Below are 18,586 nucleotides of genomic sequence, written 5' to 3'. Positions count from 1 at the left end.
GTCAGGCGCCCGCCGCGCGCGCCTTGCCGCACAGCGCCCGGGAGAGGTCCTCCGCGCCGTAGGGCTTGCGCACGAGCTCGAAGCCGAAAAGCCCCTCCTCGGCCAGCGCGTGGCTGTAGCCGGTGGTGAGCACGATGGGCAGGCCGGGCTCGCGCCGGCGGATCTCGCGAGCGAGGGTGAGCCCGTCGATGCCCGGCATGACGACGTCGGAGAACACCACGTCGAAGCGCCCCGCATCGGCGTCGACCAGCGCGAGCGCCTCCTCGCCGCTCGTCACCCAGGTCGTGGCGAAGCCGAGATCCTGCAGCGTCTGCGTGGCGAAGCCGCCCACCTCGCGATTGTCCTCGACGACGAGGACGCGGGTGCCCCGCCCGTCGGCCAGGGGCGCGGGCTCCACGGCACGCGCGCCGTGCGGGTGGCGGGCGGGCTCGGTGCGCGGCAGGCACAGCGTTATCTTCGCCCCGCTGCCGAGCCGGCTGTCGACGAGGACGTCGCCCCCGGACTGGCGGGCGAAGCCGAAGACCTGCGAGAGGCCGAGCCCCGTGCCGCGGCCGACCTCCTTCGTCGTGTAGAAGGGCTCGAAGATGCGCTCCAGCGCGTCGGGCGCGATGCCGCAGCCCGTGTCGGCGAGGGAGACGGCGACGTGCTCGCCGTCGTGCGCGACGCGGATCGTCAGGAGCCCGGCGCCGTCCATCGCGTCCTTGGCGTTGAGCGCCATGTTGACGATGGCGGTGTCGAACTGGGCGACGTCGGCCTCGATCCAGCAGGGCTCGTCGGCGGTCTCGACCACGATCTCGATCGCGGCGCCGAGGACGGAGGAGAGCATCTCCGCCGTCGTCGAGACCCGCGTACGGACCTCGAAGGGCTCGGGCTGGAGCGTCTGGCGCCGGGCGAAGGCGAGAAGCTGGCCCGTGAGCTTGGCGCCGCGATCCACCGCCTCTGCGATGGCCTCGACGTAGCGACGGCGGCGCTCCTCGGCGAGCCCCTCGCGGCGCAGGAAGCCCACTGACGTGCGCACGATGGTGAGCAGGTTGTTGAAGTCGTGGGCGACGCCGCCGGTGAGCTGGCCGATGGCCTCGATCTTCTGGGACTGGCGCAATTGCTCCTGCGCCGCCTCGAGCTCGGCCGCGCGGGCGCGCTCGTCGGTCACGTCGCGGCCGACCGCATAGATGTGCTCGCCCTGCGCCACCGCGGCCCAGGAGATCAGGCGATAGCCGCCCTGCTTGTGGAGGTAGCGGTTGACGTGCCCGCTCACCGGCGTCCCCGCGCGCAGGAGCGCCAGCCCGCTCTCCTTGGCCGCGACGTCGTCGGGATGGAGGAAGCGCCAGTGGCGTCGCCCCACCACCTCGTGCGGCTCCCAGGCGAGAATGCGCGTGAAGGCGGGGTTGAGGCTGACGAAGGTGCCCTCGAGATCCAGGACGAGGAAGATGTCCTGGCCGAGCCGCCACATGCCGTCGCGCTCCTCCGTGCGCTGGGCGACCTCGGCCTCCAGCGTGCGGGTGAGGCGGTGGAGCGCGTCCTGCGCGTGGCGCTGGGCCGTGACGTCCGTGTTCGTGCCGAACCAGCGCACGATGGCGCCGGTCTCGTCGCGGATGGGGCGGGCGCGGCTGAGGAACCAGCGATAGGTCCCGTCCTTCGCCCGGAGCGGGAACGTGTCCTCCCAGGGCTCGCCGGTCTCGAAGGCGTGCGACACGCTCGCCACGACGCGCTCGACGTGGTCGGGATGATGGACGGCGCGCCAGCCCCAGCCGCGCATCTCCTCCAGCGTCGTGCCCGTGTAGTCGAACCAGCGCTTGTTGTACCAGGTGATGGCACCCTGCGCGTCGGTGGTCCAGACCAGCTGGCTGACGTTGTCGGCGAGCTCGCGCAGCCGCGCCTCGCTCTCGCGCAGCTCCATCTGCGCGCGGGCGCGCTCCACCGCTTCCCAGGTGCGCTCGCCGACGTCGCGCACGAGGGCGAGGTCGTCGCTCGACCAGCGCCGCGCGGCGCGCGCATGCACGTAGAGCACGGCGGCGAGGCGCCCGCCCTTGATCAGCGGCAGCGCCACGTGCGCGGCGATCTCGAGCGCGGCATAGGCCGCGACCGTCGCGGGAGCCGTCGTCGCCGGGTCGGCGGAGACGTCCTCGACCGCGACCGTCCGCCCTGTCGCCAGGGCGTCCGCGACGCCGGGACCGAACCGGGCGAGCGGATGGCGGCCGGCGGCCGAGGCGACACCCGCCGCGCTCCAGTCGGACTGGACGCTGGCGACGGGCGTGCCCGCCTCGATCTCGGCATAGCCGACCCGGTCGACCCGCAGCCTCTGCCCGAGCATCTCGGCTGCGGCCTTCATGATGTCGGCCGGCGCCTCGAGCTCGCGAAGCCGCGTCTCGAGCGCGCTGCGGAAGGCGGCACGGCGCTCCGCCGTCACGCGTTCGGTGATCTCGGTGCATGCGCAGTAGACGCCCTCGACGCGCCCCGTTCCCTCGTCCCGCAGCGGCGCGTAGAAGAACGAGAAGTGCGTCGGCTCGGGATAGCCCTTGCGGAGCATGACGAGCTCGAGATGATCCATCGTCGTCGGCTCGCCCGCATAGCCCCGCTCCATGATCGGGCTCACGCTTTCGACGAGCTCGGACCAGGTCTCGAAGAAGGGCCGGCCCAGAGCGGCCGGGTGCTTGGCGCCGAGGATCTCCGCGTAGGCGTCGTTGTAGAGCATGGTGCGCTCGGGACCCCAGACGACGAACATCGCCTGGTTCGCGGCCAGCACCACGCCGACGATGGTCTTGAGCGGCTGAGGCCAGCCTTCGGGCTCCCCGAGCGGTGTCCTCGCCCAGTCGTGCGCGCGCATGCGCGCCCCCATCTCTCCGCCGCCGGCGATGAAGGCGGGCACGGCGTCGCGCGTGCGGGCGGGGAGAGTCATCGCTGGCCTTCGGGTCTCGTGCGCGGCGTCTCACGTCTCGCTCGCCGGCTCACCTTACGTGAAAGACGCGACGCACGCGAGCGGCCGCGCAGCGCGCGTGCGCAAACGAGCCTGCGGTGCGTCGTCCACCGCCGGACCGTCGGGTGTCGTGTCTCAGTTCGAATTCTCACTAGATGGGGGCGCGGGCGCACCTGTCTGCGACAAGATCGTCCAATGGTGGGCGAATGTGCATGCATGAGCGGCGAAAGCTGCACTCGCTCGGCACATACCCTCGATCTGCTCGTCGAGTTGGCGTTTCAGCAAAGCGAGGTCTAAGTGGTAGATGGGTTCATGGTGCGCAATTCGGTTCCTGAGGTCCAGGAGGGCGCTGCAGATATCAGATGCCTCGGCTCTCTTGATGCCGGCAGCATGTGGGTAAACCTGAGATAGATTATATCTCCAAGAGAATGGCACGTCATAGCTCTTTGCCAGCAGCGAAACCCAGAAACCGGCGGATAGGTCTGCGACGATGGCTCCAGTCGGAGGATGGGGCACTTTGCGCGCTTCTGATTGGCGTGTGATCGCCTCATTCAGCCGCCGTCGATCGTTCGCCGTCAGGTTCCGCTGAAGGCGCGTGTCTTTCGGCCAGCTTCCATTGTACTTCCAGCAAAGGAAGTCGTTTAGCTTGTTCCGCAAGCAGACCTCCCAAATTTGGATCAGCAAGTAAAGGGATTGCGAAAGTTTTGAGTTCGGCAAATACAAATCGATTACCTCCCGCTTGTTTCCTCTGCACGCCTTCAGATACCGGGAAAACCGCGGCTGGCTCACGGCCTTTATGAAAGCATTAACGGATTCTTCATCATCTAAAAAAACTGCTTGCAGCGCTTGCAAGGATGGGCTATCCAACTTCATGTGAGCCTCAAGAAACGGTCACTGCGCTTCGACGCACACCCCTTGGGGACAGGATTCGAAAGGCGAGCCTCGAAAGGTTCGCCTTTCGTCTGTTCGGCTCCATCCTGACAAGTCATCGCGCCTCCTGCTGCCGCTCGCAATTCGGCATGCGCACACTTGGCTCCGGCGCACTCGCTCCAAGGCTTGCAGCGCCCCTCTTGGAACAAAGCGGACCCGACACCCTCGCCGCGGTCGCAGGCGTGAGTGCGTACGTTTTGCGAATCTCCACGAATTCATACCATGCGGTTGAGGGTGCGGCCAGATGAGCGTTGTTCTTGAACGCGATTGGGCCACCACACTTCGCCGCGAGCCTTCCCCGCGCCGGTCGATCCGTGGCAGAAGGGGCCGCCGGCGCGTGCCCGATCGGATGCGCGGCCGCCACCCTCCGTTCCACGCCCGAGACCGCATCCCAGCTCCATGCCCACGATCGACGACGCCCTGCGGGTCCTCTCGACGACGTTCGGCTATTCCGCCTTCCGACCGGGGCAGGAGGACGTGGTGCGCGCTGTGCTCGACGGCGAGGACGTGCTCGCGGTCATGCCCACCGGCGCCGGCAAGTCGCTCTGCTACCAGCTCCCCGCCCTGGTGCGCGAGGGCCTCACGATCGTCGTCTCGCCGCTCATCGCGCTCATGCGCGACCAGGTGGCGGCGTTGCGCAACAACGGCGTCGCGGCGGGCGCGCTCAATTCCGCCAACGACGAGGAGGAGGCCTCGCGCGTGCGCGCGGCGATGCGCGAGGGCACGCTCAAGCTCCTCTACGTCTCCCCCGAGCGGCTCTCCTCGGAGAGCCTCGCCGATTTCCTGGCCCGGCGCGGGGTCTCGCTGCTGGCCATCGACGAGGCGCATTGCGTCTCGCAATGGGGTCACGACTTTCGCCCGGAATACGCGCGTCTCGGCGAGGTGCGCCGCCGGCTCGGCGACGTGCAGACGATGGCGCTCACCGCCACGGCCGACGGCGCCACGCGCGAGGACATCGCCCAGCGCCTGTTCCCGCGCGCGCCGCGCACCTTCGTGCAGGGCTTCGACCGGCCCAACCTGCGCCTCGCCATGAGCCCCAAGACCGACGCGCCCCGCCAGCTCTCCGCCTTCCTCGGGCGCCATCGCGAGGAGAGCGGCATCGTCTATTGCGCCACGCGCAACGCGGTCGAGAAGCTCGCCGAGAAGCTCGGCGATCTCGGCTATCGCGCGCTGCCCTACCATGCGGGTCTCGAGCAGGCGGTGCGCCAGGCGAACCAGGACACCTTCCTGCAGGAGGACGGCGTCGTCATGGTGGCGACGGTGGCCTTCGGCATGGGTGTCGACAAGCCCGACGTGCGCTTCGTGGCGCATGCCGCCATGCCCAAGACCATCGAGGCGTACTATCAGGAGATCGGCCGCGCCGGCCGCGACGGCGCGCCGGCGGATACGCTCACGCTGTACGGCCTCGACGACATGCGGCTGCGCCGCCAGCAGATCGCCGAGAGCCAGGCGCCCGAGGAGGTCAAGCGCATCGAGTATCGCCGCTTCGACGCGCTCGTGGCCTTGTGCGAGGCGCCGCGCTGCCGGCGCCAGACGCTGCTCGCCTATTTCGGCGAGACCTCCGAGCCTTGCGGCCATTGCGACCTGTGCGAGGGCGGCGTCACGCTCTTCGACGCCACGCGCGAGACGCAGATGATCCTCTCGGCGATCGCCCGCACGGGCGAGCGCTTCGGCTCGGAGCACATCGTCTCGATCCTCGTCGGCGACGAGACCGAGCAGGTGCGCCGCCTCGGGCACGATACGCTGCGCACCTTCGGGGTGGGGCGCGACAAGGCCAAGAACGAGTGGCGCGGGCTGATCCGCCAGGTCTATGCCGGCGGCCTCGTCGAGAACGACATCACGGGCTACGGCGCGTGGCGCATCACCGAGCGGGGCGACGCGGTGCTGCGCGGGCGCGAAACGGTGACGCTGCGCGCCGACGTGCATGCGCCCAAGGACACGAAGAAGGCGAGGCGCGCCGCCGCGCTCGCCGATTCCGGCCCGTCGAGCGATCCGCTGCTGAAGGCCCTGCGGGCGCTGCGCACGCGCCTCGCCAAGGACGAGGGCGTGCCCGCCTACGTCGTCTTCACCGACCGCACGATGATCGACATCGTCGAGCGGCGCCCCGACGATCTCGGCGCGCTCGGCGCCTGCCACGGCGTCGGCAAGGCGAAGCTCGAGCGCTACGGCGAGGAGATACTCGCGACGATACGCGAGGCCGGCTGAGGCGCACGCCGACGATTGCCGGCACACGGGAAATGAATACATTTTGCGTCAACTATGCCGCATGAAGCGGCGATAGGCCGTGTTCGTCGCATATTCCTTTAGGGCACCCTTAAGAGCCGCGGGCGCAACCATCTGCTCCTCTCGAGGAGGTACATAAGATGAGCTTGCGTCGTCACTTGCGCGACGCCGTCGCGAACAGAAGCGGCAACGTCGCCATCGCGTTCGGTCTCGTCCTCGTCCCGTTGCTCGGCATGGCCGGCGCGACGATCGATTACACGCGGGCGCGAAACACCGCCGAGACCATCCAGCTCGCGCTCGACAACGCGGCGCTCGCCGCCGTGCGCGATCCCGACGAGACGACCCGCGAGGAGATGCTCGAGTTCGCCCGAAAGCAGCTCGAGGGCGTGCTCGGGAACGACGCGAAGCTGAGCGTCGTCTCGCTCACCGGCGACAAGGTCGACGAGACCGTCTGGCTCGAGGCGGAGGTCCGCGTCGAGACGACGTTCCTGCGCGTCGTCAACATCGACGACGTCACCGTCTCGCGCTTCGCGGAGGCGAGCTACGGGCGTCGCCAGATCGAGATCGCTCTCGTCCTCGACAATACGGGCTCGATGAGCTCCCGCAACAAGATGCGCGAGCTCAAGCGCGCTCTGTGCGGCGACGCCTCCTGCTCCTCGAGCCAGCCGTCGAGCGGCTTCGTGCACGTGATGCGCGAGGCGGCCCGCGGCGCCGACCGCATCCGCGTGGGCCTCGTGCCCTTCGACACGACCGTGCGCGTGCCGCTCGCGATCGAGGAAGCCGTCGCGGACGAGACGCCGCTGACGAGCAACGTCACCGTCCCGCCTCGCGGGCGCGGCGGCTTCTGTACCGGCAACGCCGTCCCGACGCGGGTCGAGCGCGTGTCCTGGCTGCGCTTCGCCGCCGCCGACAAGGACGCGGGCGACGGCTGCGACACCAACCGCCGCGCGACGCCCACGGACTGGGACGGCTGCGTGTGGGATCGCGACCGCATCCCCGACGATTTCGACGTCACGCACGCGGGCGTCGACCTCGACGATCCCCGCACGCTCCACCCCGCCTCCAATTGCCGCGCGAACCTCGCCCGCATGGCGCCTCTCACCGACGTGTGGACGTCGGGCGGCGCCATCGTCTCGGCCATCGGCTCGATGCAGCCGTCGGGCAACACCAACGTCACGATCGGCGCGGTGTGGGGCGCGGCCATGCTCTCGCCCTCCGAGCCCTTCACCGAGTCCCTCTCCGGCGAGGACGAGGAGGAGGTCGAGCGTTTCATGATCCTCCTCACCGACGGCGACAACACCGAGAACAAGTTCGGCGACAACAACCGCACCATGGACGAGCGCACCGAAGCCGCGTGCACGAGCGCCAAGGATGCGGGCATCACCGTCGTCACGGTGCGCGTCATCAACGGGAATGCGGGCCTGCTGCGCCGCTGCGCCTCGTCGTCCGAGCTCTACTACGACGTCTCGCAGGCGTCCGACCTCGGCCCGGTCTTCGACGAGATCGCCCGGCGCATCGGCTCCGTCCGCCTGACGCAGTGAGGCATAGCTGACCTCACGACGGCCGCGCGTGCTCGAAGCGCGGCCGTCGGAACGCTCCCCCGCTCCGCGTGTTCGCCCGCCGCGGCCGCCCCCGACTGCCCTCCCGAAGGGTTTCGCCGGGGCCGCCGCGATCGGTCGAGACGAGCGCGGGAGACGAGCGCATGAGAGCGTTGAGCTGGCACGGCAAGCACGACATCCGCTGCGAGAGCGTGCCGGATCCGCAGATCGAGCATCCCCGCGACGCCGTCATTCGCGTGACGAGCTGCGCCATCTGCGGATCGGACCTCCACCTCTACGACAACTTCATCCCCGGCATGACGCCCGGCGACGTCATGGGCCACGAATGCATGGGCGAGGTGGTCGAGGTCGGCCCGGAATCGCGCCACGCGCTGAAGGTCGGCGACCGGGTGGTGATCCCCTTCACCATCTCCTGCGGCGCGTGCCCGCAATGCCTGCGCGGCAACTTCTCCGTCTGCGAGCGCTCCAACCGGAACGCCTCCTTGGCGCAAAAGGCCTTCGGGCGCACCACAGCGGGGCTCTTCGGCTACACCCAGCTCACCGGCGGGTACCAGGGCGGGCAGGCGGAGTACATCCGCGTGCCCTTCGCCGACAAGACGCACGTCAAGGTGCCCTCCAACCTCTCCGACGAGAAGCTGCTCTTCCTCTCCGACATCCTGCCCACCGGCTGGCAGGCGGCGGTGCAGCTCGGAATCGAGGAGACCGACACGGTCGCCGTGTGGGGCTGCGGGCCCGTGGGCCAGTTCGCCATCCGCTCGGCGGTGCTGCTCGGCGCCAAGCAGGTGATCGCCATCGACCGCGTGCCCGAGCGCCTGGAGATGGCGGCGGCCGGCGGGGCGATCCCGATCAACTTCGAGGTCGAGAGCGTCATGGAGCGCATCGACGCGCTCACCGACGGCAAGGGCCCGGAGAAGTGCATCGATGCGGTGGGCCTCGAGGCGCACGTGTCGGGGCACATCGACTCGATGTACGACCGCGCCAAGCAGGCCGTCATGGCCGAGAGCGACCGCATCCACGCGCTGCGCGAGATCATCTACCTGATCCGCCCGGCGGGCACGATCTCCATGCCCGGCGTCTACGGCGGCCTCGCCGACAAGGTGCCGCTGGGCGCCTTGATGAACAAGGGCATCACCGTGCGCACGGGCCAGACGCACACGCAGCGCTGGACCGACGATCTCCTGCGCCGGATCGAGGAGGGGCAGATCGACCCGACCTTCGTCATCACCCACGTCGCCGACCTCGCCGACGGGCCGGCCCTCTACGAGACCTTCCGCGACAAGAAGGACGGCTGCGTCAAGGTCGTGCTCAAGCCGTGACGGCGCCCGTCCCGAAATCCCTGCGCCGAGGAGACTGCTCATGCGCTACGAACCCCAAGGCTCGCCCCGGCGCGGCCATCCGGACCGCGAGACCGATCGCCTCGCGCGCGGTCTCGGCCTGTTCTCGCTGGCGCTCGGCCTCGCCGAGATCGCGGCCCCGCGCGCGGTGGCGCGCAGCGTCGGCCTGTCGGGCCGCGAGGGCTACGTGCGGGCCTGCGGCGCCCGCGAGGTGGCCACCGGCATCGCGCTGCTCGCCGCCGACGATCCCATGCCCTGGATGTGGGGCCGCGTCGTCGGCGACGCCGTCGATCTCGGGCTGCTCGCCAGTGCCCTCGACGAGGGGCCGCAGCGCCGCGAGCGCGCCGGGCTCGCCATGGGCGCCGTCGCCGCGGTGACGCTCCTCGACTTCGCGGTGGCCAAGACGCTCAGCGCCGAGGACCGCCGCCCCGCCCGCCCGCTGAAGGACTACCGCCGCCGCCGCGGCTTCCCCCGCCCGCCGGAGGCGATGCGAGGGGAGGCGCGGGAGATGGCCGGGGTTTATTGAGGGAGGGCGGCTGATCGCGTCGGTCCTGACGAAATTCTTGCCACACAAACTTTGGGTTCGTGTGGCAAGATGGATCCATGACCGCAGCACCCTTCACCCGCACCTCGCTCGCCGCCCAGGCCGCCTACCAGGATCTCGTCGCGCTGCATCTCGACGAGGCCGTCGTCGAGCTTCGCGGCAAGGCGACCCGGCGCACGCGCAACGGGCGCGGCTATTGGTACGACCGCTATCGCGTCGGCACCGAGGTGAAGGAGCGCTACATCGGCGAGGACGTGCCGGAGATCGCCGAGCGCCTCGCGAGCATCGACGCCGTACGCGCCCGCGCCGCCGGGCGACGTCAGCGCGCCGCCGCGCTCGTGCGCGTCCTGCGCGCCGAGCGCTACCTGCCGCTGGACACGAATACGGGAAGCCTGCTGTCCGCCATGGCGACGGCCGGCGTCTTTCGGCTCGGCGGCGTCGTCGTCGGGACGCAGGCGTTTCGCCTCTACGCGGCCGAGCTCGGCGTCGCGATTCCCGTCGGCGGGTCGGCGATGACGCAGGACATCGACATCGCGAGCTTCGAGCGCCTCTCGATCGCGCTGGGGGACGTGGTCGAGCGGCCGATCGCCGAGATCCTCTCCGACTTCGCCTTCGACGACGTGCCGGGCCTCGATCCGCGCGCGCCCGCCTGGCGCTGGCGCCAGACGGCGGGGGAGCTCCTCGTCGAGTTCCTCACTCCGTCCTTCCGAGAAGACGAAGACGTGCGTCCGCTCCCCGCTCTCGGGGTGCACGCGCAGTCGCTGCACCACCTCGATTTCCTCTTGTCCGCCCCGATCCCGGCTGTCGGCCTCTATCGCCACGGCGTCCTCGTGCGCATCCCTCGCCCGGAGCGCTTCGCCGTGCACAAGCTCATCGTCGCCGACCGCCGCCGTGCCCGCGGCGACGCGCTGCGCGCGCACAAGGACCGCGAGCAGGCCCGCTTCCTCGTCGGCGTTCTCGCGAGCGACCGCCCCGACGATCTCGCCGAAGCCTACGAGACGGCCCGAACCCGCGGCCCCCGCTGGTCCGCCCGCCTCGACGCGACGCTGACCCTGATGCCGGACGTTCGGGACGTCTTGGAGGAGGTTTCGCGTTGAGGGGGCGTTCTCACACCGGCAGCGGCCCGTCCGTCTTCACCTCCTCCATCACCGCGTAGGTGCGGGTCTCACGCACGCCCGGGAGCGCCAGGAGGACGTCGCCGAGGAAGCGACGGTAGGCGGTCATGTCGCCGATGCGGGTCTTGACGAGGTAGTCGAAGCCCCCCGCCACCATGTGGCATTCGAGGACCTCGGGGGCGTGGCGCACGGCCTCGGCGAACTTCTCGAAGACGTCGGGCGTCGTCTTGTCGAGGGACACCTCGACGAAGACGAGGAGGCCGAGATCGATGCGGTGCGGGTCGAGCCGGGCGGTGAAGCCCGCGATGATGCCGTCCTTCTGCAGCCGGCGCAGGCGCTCGCCCGTCGCGGTCGGCGAGAGGCCGATGCGCTCGGCGAGGTCGACGGCGGAGATGCGGCCGTCCTCCTGGAGCACGGCGAGGATGCGTCTGTCGGTCCGGTCCAATTCCGTCGGTTTCACGGTAATGCCCCCATCGCGCCGCGTATCGTGCGGCATCGGGCAGAATACGTCAGTGGAAGCGCGGCGCAAGCTGCGATATGCTTCGCAATCACCCGAAAGCCATCCGGCCTTCGACGGAGACCCGCCATGGACGCACTCTCCCCCGCCTTTCCGCCCTTCACCGCCCCCTACGCCGAGGACGACGTCGCCCTCGCCAAGCGCCTGTTCGCGGAGGTGCGCACCGCGCCGGCGACGGAGGACGCGGCGGACGCGCTCGCCCGCGACCTGATCGGCGCCATCCGGGAGGAGGAGCGCGGATTCGGCGGGGTGGAGGATCTCCTGCGGGAATACGCGCTGTCGACGCGCGAGGGCTTGGCGCTCATGGTGCTGGCCGAGGCGCTCCTGCGCGTGCCCGACGGCGCCACCGCCGATCGGCTCATCGAGGACAAGCTCGGGCAGGGCGACTTCGCGCATCACGAGGCGAAATCGGGCGCGTTCCTGGTCTCGGCGTCCGCCTGGGCGCTCGGCATCACCGCGCGCGTCATCCGCCCCGGCGAGACGCCGGAGGGCATCCTCCAGCAGATGACGAAGCGGCTGGGGCTGCCCACCGTGCGCACGGCGACGCGCCAGGCGATGCGCGTGCTCGGCTCGCATTTCGTGCTCGGCCAGACCATCGAGGAGGCGCTCTCGCGCGCCCGCTCCGGCAAGGGCCGGGTCTATCGTTATTCCTTCGACATGCTGGGCGAGGGCGCCCGCACGGCGGACGACGCGCAGCGCTACTTCAAGAGCTACGCGGACGCCATCGACGCCATCGGCCGCGGGGCCGGCGACAAGCGCCTGCCCGAGCGCCCCGGCATCTCGGTGAAGCTCTCCGCGCTGCATCCGCGCTACGAGGCGCTCTCGCGCGAGCGCGTCCTCGCCGAGCTGACGCCGCGCGTCATCGACCTCGCCCGCAAGGCGAAGGGCTACGACCTCAACTTCACCGTGGACGCCGAGGAGGCGGACCGGCTCGAGCTCTCGCTCGAGGTGATCGCGGCGGTCGCCGCCGACCCCTCGCTCGCCGGCTGGGACGGCTTCGGCCTCGCGGTCCAGGCCTACCAGAAGCGCGCGCCCGCCGTGATCGACTACGTCGCGGCGCTGGCCGAGCGGCTCGATCGGCGCTTCATGGTGCGCCTCGTCAAGGGCGCCTACTGGGACACCGAGGTGAAGCGCGCCCAGGAGCGCGGCCTGCCGGATTATCCCGTCTTCACCCGCAAGGCGATGACGGACCTCTCCTTCATCGCCTGCGCCGACAGGCTGCTCGCCGCGCGCCCGCGGCTGTTCCCCCAGTTCGCCACCCACAACGCGCTGACGGTGGCCGAGATCGTGGCGCGGGCCGGCGACGGCGCCGGCTACGAGTTCCAGCGCCTGCACGGCATGGGCGAAGCGCTCTACGGGCGCCTGCTGGAGCGCCATCCCGGGCTCGGCTGCCGGGTCTACGCGCCCGTCGGCGGGCACCGCGACCTCCTCGCCTATCTGGTGCGTCGCCTCCTGGAGAACGGTGCGAACTCCTCCTTCGTCTCCGTGGCCGCCGATCCGAACGTCCCGGTCGAGCGCCTGCTCGAGCGCCCGCAGGCCATCATCGGCACGCCCCAGCGCGCGCGCCATTCGAAGTTGCCCTTGCCGCGCGACCTGTTCGGCGGCGCGCGAGCGAACTCGCAGGGTGTCGAGCTCGGCGATCGCGCCGCGCTCGCGGCCTTCGCGTCCGCCATCGAGGTCGGGCGCTCCGGCGCGGCCCTCGCGCGGCCGGTGATCGGCGGGCGGGCCCGCGACGGCGCCGCGCGCGACGTGACGAGCCCCATCGACGGGCGCACGGTCGCCGGGCGCGTCGTCGAGGCCTCGCTCGAGGATTCCGACGCCGCCATGGCCACCGCGCATGCGGCCCATCCCGCCTGGGCGGCGACACCGGCCGCGACCCGCGCGGCGGCGCTGCGGCGCATGGGCGACCTGATGGAGCGCGATACCGGAAGGCTCGTGCACCTCATGCAGGTAGAGGCCGGCAAGACCGTCGACGACGCGCTGGCCGAGATTCGCGAGGCGGTGGATTTCTGCCGCTATTACGCGGCGGAGGCGGAACGCGTCTTCGGTGCGCCCATCGATTTCCCCGGCCCCACCGGCGAGACGAACCGCATGACGCTGCGCGGGCGCGGCGTGTTCGTGGCGATCTCGCCCTGGAACTTCCCGCTCGCGATCTTCGTGGGCCAGATCTCGGCGGCGCTCGTCGCCGGCAACACCGTCGTCGCCAAGCCCGCCGAGCAGACCCCGCTCGTCGCCGCCCATGCGACGGCGCTCTTCCTCGAGGCCGGCATTCCCGCGGGTGCGCTCGCCTTCGTGCCCGGCGACGGGACGATCGGCGCGCGGCTCGTGGCGGATCCCCGCGTCGCGGGCGTCGTCTTCACCGGCTCGACGGAGGTGGCGCGCATCATCAACCGCACGCTCGCCGGCAAGGACGGGCCGATCGTGCCGCTGATCGCCGAGACCGGCGGCATCAACGCCATGATCGTCGACGCCACCGCGCTCCCCGAGCAGGTGGCCGACGACGTCGTCATGTCCGCCTTCCGCTCCGCCGGCCAGCGCTGCTCGGCGCTGCGGCTCTTGTGCGTCCAGGCGGACGTCGCCGATAAGATGATCGAGATGATCGCCGGCGCCGCCCGCGAGCTGAAGGTGGGCGACCCCCGCGACCTCTCCGTCCAGGTCGGCCCCGTCATCGACGCGGAGGCGAAGGCGACGCTCGTCGCCCACGTGGAGGCGACGAAGGCGCGCGCGCGCCGCACGCATCTCGCCATGCAGGCGCCGGCGGAGGGCACCTACGTCGCGCCGCACCTCTTCGAGCTGGGCAAGCCCGAGGACCTCGGCGAGGAGATCTTCGGCCCCGTCCTCCACGTGGTGCGCTACGAGGCCGGCCGGCTCGACGCGCTCCTCGACGCCATCGACGCCAAGGGCTACGGCCTGACGCTCGGCGTGCATTCGCGCATCGAGGCGACGATCGAGAAGGTCGTTCGCCGCATGACGACGGGCAACGTCTACGTCAACCGCAACATGATCGGCGCGGTCGTCGGCGTGCAGCCCTTCGGCGGCCACGGCCTGTCCGGCACCGGCCCAAAGGCCGGCGGCCCCCACTACCTCCACCGCTTCGCCACCGAGCAGGTGGTGACGGTGAACACCGCGGCCGCCGGCGGCAACGCGGCGCTCATCGCCATGGAGGAGTGAGGCGCCGCGCACGGCCACCTTCTCCTTCCCTGTAGGGGAAGGTGGCGCGCCGCGAAGCGGCGTGACGGATGGGGCACGCCTCGGGCGTGTTCCGCGAAGCGGAAACCTCGGTGTCCGGGTTCGCACGTCGATTTCGGCTTCGCCGAACGCGCGTGCCGCGCGCCCCATCCGTCTCGGCTGCGCCGAGCCACCTTCCCCTCCAGGGAAGGAGAGAGACGGCTTTGCCGCATGCGTGCGACGCGCTACACCTCGCCTCCGAAGAAGGAGGCCCGAGGGCGATGCTGAACGAGGCCCGTGATTACGAGACCCTGCGGCGCACGTTCCGCTGGCGGGTGCCCGAGCGCTACAATATCGGCGTCGACGTCTGCGACCGCTGGGCGGCCGTCGCGCCGGAGCGCGTCGCCATCCTCGACGTCGATGCCGCCGGCGGGGTGGAGCCGTGGAGCTACGGGCGGCTGCGCGAGGCCTCGAACCGCCTCGCCAACGCCCTCGTCGCCCGCGGCATCGGGCCGGGCGACCGCGTCGCGATCCTGCTGCCGCAATCGGCCGCCGTGGCGATCGCGCACGTCGCCCTCTACAAGATCGGCGCGGTGGCGCTGCCGCTGGCGCTGCTCTTCGGCGTCGACGCGCTGGGCTACCGCCTCTCGGACGCCGGCGCGAAGGGGCTGATCGCCACCGGCGCGGGCATCGAGAAGATCGCGGGCCTCGGCCTGCCGGATCTCGCTTGCGTGCTCAGCGTCGACGGCTCCCTCACCGGCCCCGGCCGGGAGGCGGCGTCCTTCCACGAAGCGCTCGAGGCGGCGAGCCCCGATTTCACCGCTCGCGACACGGCCGCCGACGATCCGGCGATGATGATCTACACGTCCGGTACGACGGGCCAACCCAAGGGTGCGCTCCACGCCCATCGCGTGCTGCCGGGGCATCTGCCGGGCGTGCAGATGCACCACGAGTTCCTGCCGCGCGCGGGCGATCGGCTCTGGACGCCAGCGGACTGGGCCTGGGCCGGCGGGCTCCTCAACGTGCTCCTGCCGGGCCTGCATTTCGGCGTGCCGGTCGTCGCGCGCAAGTTCGAGAAGTTCGAGCCGGACGCCGCCTGGCGGCTGATGGTCGAGCAGGGCGTCGCCAACGCCTTCATTCCGCCGACCGCGCTGCGCATGCTGCGTGCGGCGGGCAAGGCGCCGTCGGGCCTCGCGCTGCGCACCGTCGGCTCCGGCGGCGAGGCGCTGGGCGCCGAGACCTTCGCCTGGGGGCGCGAGGCGCTCGGCCTGACCATCAACGAGTTCTATGGCCAGACGGAGTGCAATCTCGTCCTCTCCTCCTGCGCCGCCATCGGCGTCGCTCGCGCCGGCGCCATCGGCAAGGCGGTCCCGGGCCACGACGTGGCCGTGATCCGCGAGGACGGCACCCTGTGCGAGCCCGAGGAGCCGGGCCAGATCGCTGTGCGCCGGCCCGACCCCGTGATGTTCCTCGGCTACTGGAACCGCGAGGAGGCGACCCGCGCCAAGTTCGTCGGCGACTGGATGACGACGGGCGACCAGGGCGTCGCCGACGCGGACGGCTACGTCCGCTTCGTCGGGCGCGACGACGACCTGATCACCTCGGCCGGCTATCGCATCGGCCCCGCCGAGATCGAGGACTGCCTATTGCGCCACCCCGCGGTCTCGCTCGCCGCCGTCGTCGGCAAGCCGGACCCGGTGCGCACGCAGATCGTCAAGGCCTTCGTCGTGCCCCGCGCGGGCGTCACGCCGTCGGATGCGCTGGTCGAGGACATCCGCGCCTTCGTTCGCACGCGGCTGTCGGCCCACGAATATCCCCGCGAGATCGTCTTCCGCGACAGCCTCCCGCTGACGACGACGGGCAAGGTGATCCGGCGCCTCCTGCGCGAGGAGGGCTGAGGCCCAGGCTCCAGTGCGTCACGCCGCGCAGGCGAGGAAGCCTTCGCGGATCTCGTCGGGCTTCAGGTCGCGGCCGATGAAGACGACGCGGGAGCGCCGCGTCTCGTCCGCGCGCCATTCGCCCTGGACGTCGCCGTCGAGGATCATGTGCACGCCCTGGAAGACGAAGCGCTTGGGCTCGTCGGGGAAGGCGACGATGCCCTTGCAGCGCAGGATGCTCGGGCCCTCGACCTGGGTGTAGTTCGAGATCCAGGGCATGAACTTGTTCGGGTCCACCTCGCCCTCGATCGTCACCGAGACGGATTGCATGTCCTCGTCGTGGTGATGGTGATGCCCCTCCTCGAGGAAGTCGGGCTCGAGGTCGAGGATGCGCTCGAGGTCGAAGGCGTTGCGGCCGAGCACCTCGTCGATGGGGATCGAGCAACGCTCCGTCCGGTGGAGCCGGGCATAGGGGTTGATCGCGCGGATGCGGCTCTCGACCTCGGCGAGCTCGTCGGCCGAGACGAGATCGACCTTGTTCAAGAGGATCACGTCGGCGAAGGCGATCTGGTTCTTCGCCTCGGGGGCGTCCTTCAGCCGCTCGGCGAGCCACTTCGCGTCCGCCACCGTGACCACCGCGTCGAGGCGGGCATTGTCGGAGACGTCCTGGTCGACGAAGAAGGTCTGCGCCACGGGCGCGGGATCGGCGAGCCCGGTCGTCTCGACGATGATGGCGTCGAAGCGGCCCTTGCGCTTCATCAGCCCGTCCATGATGCGGATGAGGTCGCCGCGCACGGTGCAGCAGATGCAGCCGTTGTTCATCTCGAAGACTTCCTCGTCGGCGCCCACGACGAGGTCGTTGTCGATGCCCACCTCGCCGAACTCGTTCACGACGACGGCATAGCGCTTGCCGTGCTCCTCCGAGAGGATGCGGTTCAGGAGGGTCGTCTTGCCCGCACCGAGATAGCCGGTGAGGACGGTGACGGGGATCTTCTCTTCGGAGGAGGTCTTCGCTTCGGACATGGTCGCTCGCTCTCGCGATGCGCCCCGGCGCCGCGCGCCGGGGCTCTTTCGGGACGAATTCGCGCGAAGGCGCCCCGGCTCAGGAGCCGAGCGCCTCGCTCAGGGTCCTTATATTGTGGCGCATCATCTCGATGTAAGTGGGCGCCGGTCCGTCGGCGGGGGAGAGCGCGTCGGAATACAGCGTGCCGCCGATGGCGGCGCCGGTCTCCTCCGCGATGCGGCGCATGAGGCGCTCGTCGGTGATGGTCTCGACGAAGACGGCGTCGGCGCCCGTCTCGCGGATCTGCGTGATCAGCATGGCGACGTCGCGCGCCGACGCCTCGGCTTCCGTCGAGACGCCCTGGGGCGCCACGAATTCCAGGCCGTAGGCGTGCTCGAAATAGCCGAAGGCGTCGTGGCTCGTGACGACCGTGCGGCGTTCCTCGGGGATCGCCGCGACGGCGGCCGCGATCTCTTCGTCGAGCACCCGAAGCGCGGCGATGTAGCTCTCCGCATTGGCGCGGTAGGTGTCCGCGCCCTCCGGATCGGCGGCGATCAGCGCATCGCGGACGTTGGTCGCGTAGACGACGACGTTCTCCACGTCCTGCCAGGCATGGGGGTCGTAGAAGCCGTGCGCATGGTCGTCGTGCGCATGGTCGTCGTGATCGTGGGCGTGCGCGTGATCGTGGTCGTGCGCGTGATCGTCGTCGTGCGCGTGGTCGTGATCGTGCGCATCTTCTTCGTGACCGTGCCCGTCGTCGGTCTCCAGCAGGCTGGCGCCCTCGCTCGCCACGGCGATCGTGGCATCCGTGCCGGCCGAGGCGATCAGCCGGTCGATCCAGCCCTCGAACTCGAGCCCGTTGACGAACACGATCTCGGCCTCCGCCACGCGACGGGCGTCCGCGGGCGTCGGCGAGTAGACGTGCCCGTCGCCGTCGGGCCCCACCAGCGTCGTCAGCGTCACCCGCTCGCCGCCGACCTGGGCGACCACGTCGCCCAGGATCGAGAACGTGGCGACCACCGGCAGTCGCTCCTGCGCGACGCCGGGCGCCGCGAGGAGCAGCGCCGTCGCGGCGGTAGAAAGCAATGTTACAACGTTACGACCCGAGGACATGAAGCATCCCTTTCCTGTCACTGAGAAACACGTGCGCTGGCGCTTTCGCGTCCTCCCCGGAGGGGAGGAGTCCGTGCGCAGCACGGGCGGTGGGGCCGGGCGACCATTCCGCGGGCCGGCCCGCCGCCCTCCCCACGCTCGGCCTTCGGCCTTCGTCCTCCCCTGCGGGGAGGTGGCGGCTTCGGGCCGAGGCTGTGTGGAAACTCGCGGCGCCGCCGGTAGATGGGATCCGTGATCGGCGCGAGGCAGCGGTATTCCTCATCTCCTCAGCGCCGCGGCGAGCGGGGCG

General features: G+C 70.5%; 12 protein-coding genes. 7 read left to right on the top strand and 5 right to left on the bottom strand.

What is annotated here, in order from left to right; all coding sequences use genetic code 11:
- Position 1: 1 nt before the first annotated feature.
- A complete protein-coding gene (locus IEX89_RS22955; RefSeq protein WP_188915622.1) occupies positions 2–2,896 on the bottom strand; it encodes a PAS domain-containing protein in 2,895 nt (964 codons plus the stop codon).
- A 153-nt stretch (positions 2,897–3,049) separates the two neighbouring features.
- Entirely contained in the window at positions 3,050–3,787 is a 738-nt protein-coding gene (locus tag IEX89_RS22950) for an Abi family protein (protein ID WP_188915621.1), read from the bottom strand.
- Positions 3,788–4,243: 456 nt separating this feature from the next.
- Between IEX89_RS22950 and recQ the strand changes: the two genes are divergently transcribed.
- The 5 genes from recQ to IEX89_RS22925 all read left to right on the top strand — a co-directional run bounded on the left by recQ (position 4,244) and on the right by IEX89_RS22925 (position 10,601).
- Positions 4,244–6,049 (top strand): DNA helicase RecQ, encoded by a 1,806-nt coding sequence (gene recQ / locus IEX89_RS22945; protein ID WP_188915620.1) that lies wholly within the window; start codon positions 4,244–4,246, stop codon positions 6,047–6,049.
- A 158-nt stretch (positions 6,050–6,207) separates the two neighbouring features.
- The gene (locus tag IEX89_RS22940) at positions 6,208–7,608 is read left to right on the top strand and encodes a TadE/TadG family type IV pilus assembly protein (protein WP_188915619.1); all 1,401 of its coding nucleotides are present in this window, start codon (positions 6,208–6,210) and stop codon (positions 7,606–7,608) included.
- A gap of 161 nt (positions 7,609–7,769) precedes the next feature.
- The gene (locus IEX89_RS22935; RefSeq protein ID WP_188915618.1) at positions 7,770–8,942 is read left to right on the top strand and encodes a zinc-dependent alcohol dehydrogenase; all 1,173 of its coding nucleotides are present in this window, start codon (positions 7,770–7,772) and stop codon (positions 8,940–8,942) included.
- A gap of 40 nt (positions 8,943–8,982) precedes the next feature.
- Complete coding sequence (locus tag IEX89_RS22930; protein ID WP_188915617.1) at positions 8,983–9,486, top strand: cyclase dehydrase; 504 nt, start codon at positions 8,983–8,985, stop codon at positions 9,484–9,486.
- A gap of 77 nt (positions 9,487–9,563) precedes the next feature.
- Positions 9,564–10,601 carry a nucleotidyltransferase family protein gene (locus tag IEX89_RS22925; RefSeq protein WP_188915616.1) on the top strand — a complete coding sequence of 346 codons (1,038 nt, stop codon included), beginning with the start codon at positions 9,564–9,566 and terminating at the stop codon, positions 10,599–10,601.
- 10 nt (positions 10,602–10,611) lie between these two features.
- Here IEX89_RS22925 and IEX89_RS22920 read toward each other — a convergent pair whose 3' ends face one another.
- Positions 10,612–11,115: an Lrp/AsnC ligand binding domain-containing protein gene (locus IEX89_RS22920; protein ID WP_188915615.1), complete on the bottom strand. Its 504-nt coding sequence runs from the start codon at positions 11,113–11,115 to the stop codon at positions 10,612–10,614.
- Positions 11,116–11,205: 90 nt separating this feature from the next.
- On the opposite strand from IEX89_RS22920, the gene putA reads away from it, so the two are divergent.
- Both putA and IEX89_RS22910 read left to right on the top strand, forming a co-directional pair.
- On the top strand, positions 11,206–14,307 hold the full coding sequence (putA, locus tag IEX89_RS22915; RefSeq protein ID WP_188915614.1) for a bifunctional proline dehydrogenase/L-glutamate gamma-semialdehyde dehydrogenase PutA: 3,102 nt from the start codon (positions 11,206–11,208) through the stop codon (positions 14,305–14,307).
- 278 nt (positions 14,308–14,585) lie between these two features.
- Complete coding sequence (locus IEX89_RS22910; RefSeq protein WP_188915613.1) at positions 14,586–16,202, top strand: AMP-binding protein; 1,617 nt, start codon at positions 14,586–14,588, stop codon at positions 16,200–16,202.
- Positions 16,203–16,220: 18 nt separating this feature from the next.
- On the opposite strand, the gene IEX89_RS22905 is transcribed toward IEX89_RS22910, so the two are convergent.
- Positions 16,221–17,204 (bottom strand): CobW family GTP-binding protein, encoded by a 984-nt coding sequence (locus IEX89_RS22905; protein WP_188915612.1) that lies wholly within the window; start codon positions 17,202–17,204, stop codon positions 16,221–16,223.
- Positions 17,205–17,283: 79 nt separating this feature from the next.
- Positions 17,284–18,297: a metal ABC transporter solute-binding protein, Zn/Mn family gene (locus IEX89_RS22900; protein WP_188915611.1), complete on the bottom strand. Its 1,014-nt coding sequence runs from the start codon at positions 18,295–18,297 to the stop codon at positions 17,284–17,286.
- Positions 18,298–18,586 lie beyond the last annotated feature (289 nt).

Origin of the sequence: Salinarimonas ramus, from assembly GCF_014645695.1 — a bacterium.
In the GTDB taxonomy this organism is placed as follows: domain Bacteria; phylum Pseudomonadota; class Alphaproteobacteria; order Rhizobiales; family Beijerinckiaceae; genus Salinarimonas; species Salinarimonas ramus.
The sequence above is the reverse complement of the archived record's forward strand: the minus strand, read 5'-3'. Positions and strand labels throughout refer to the sequence as shown.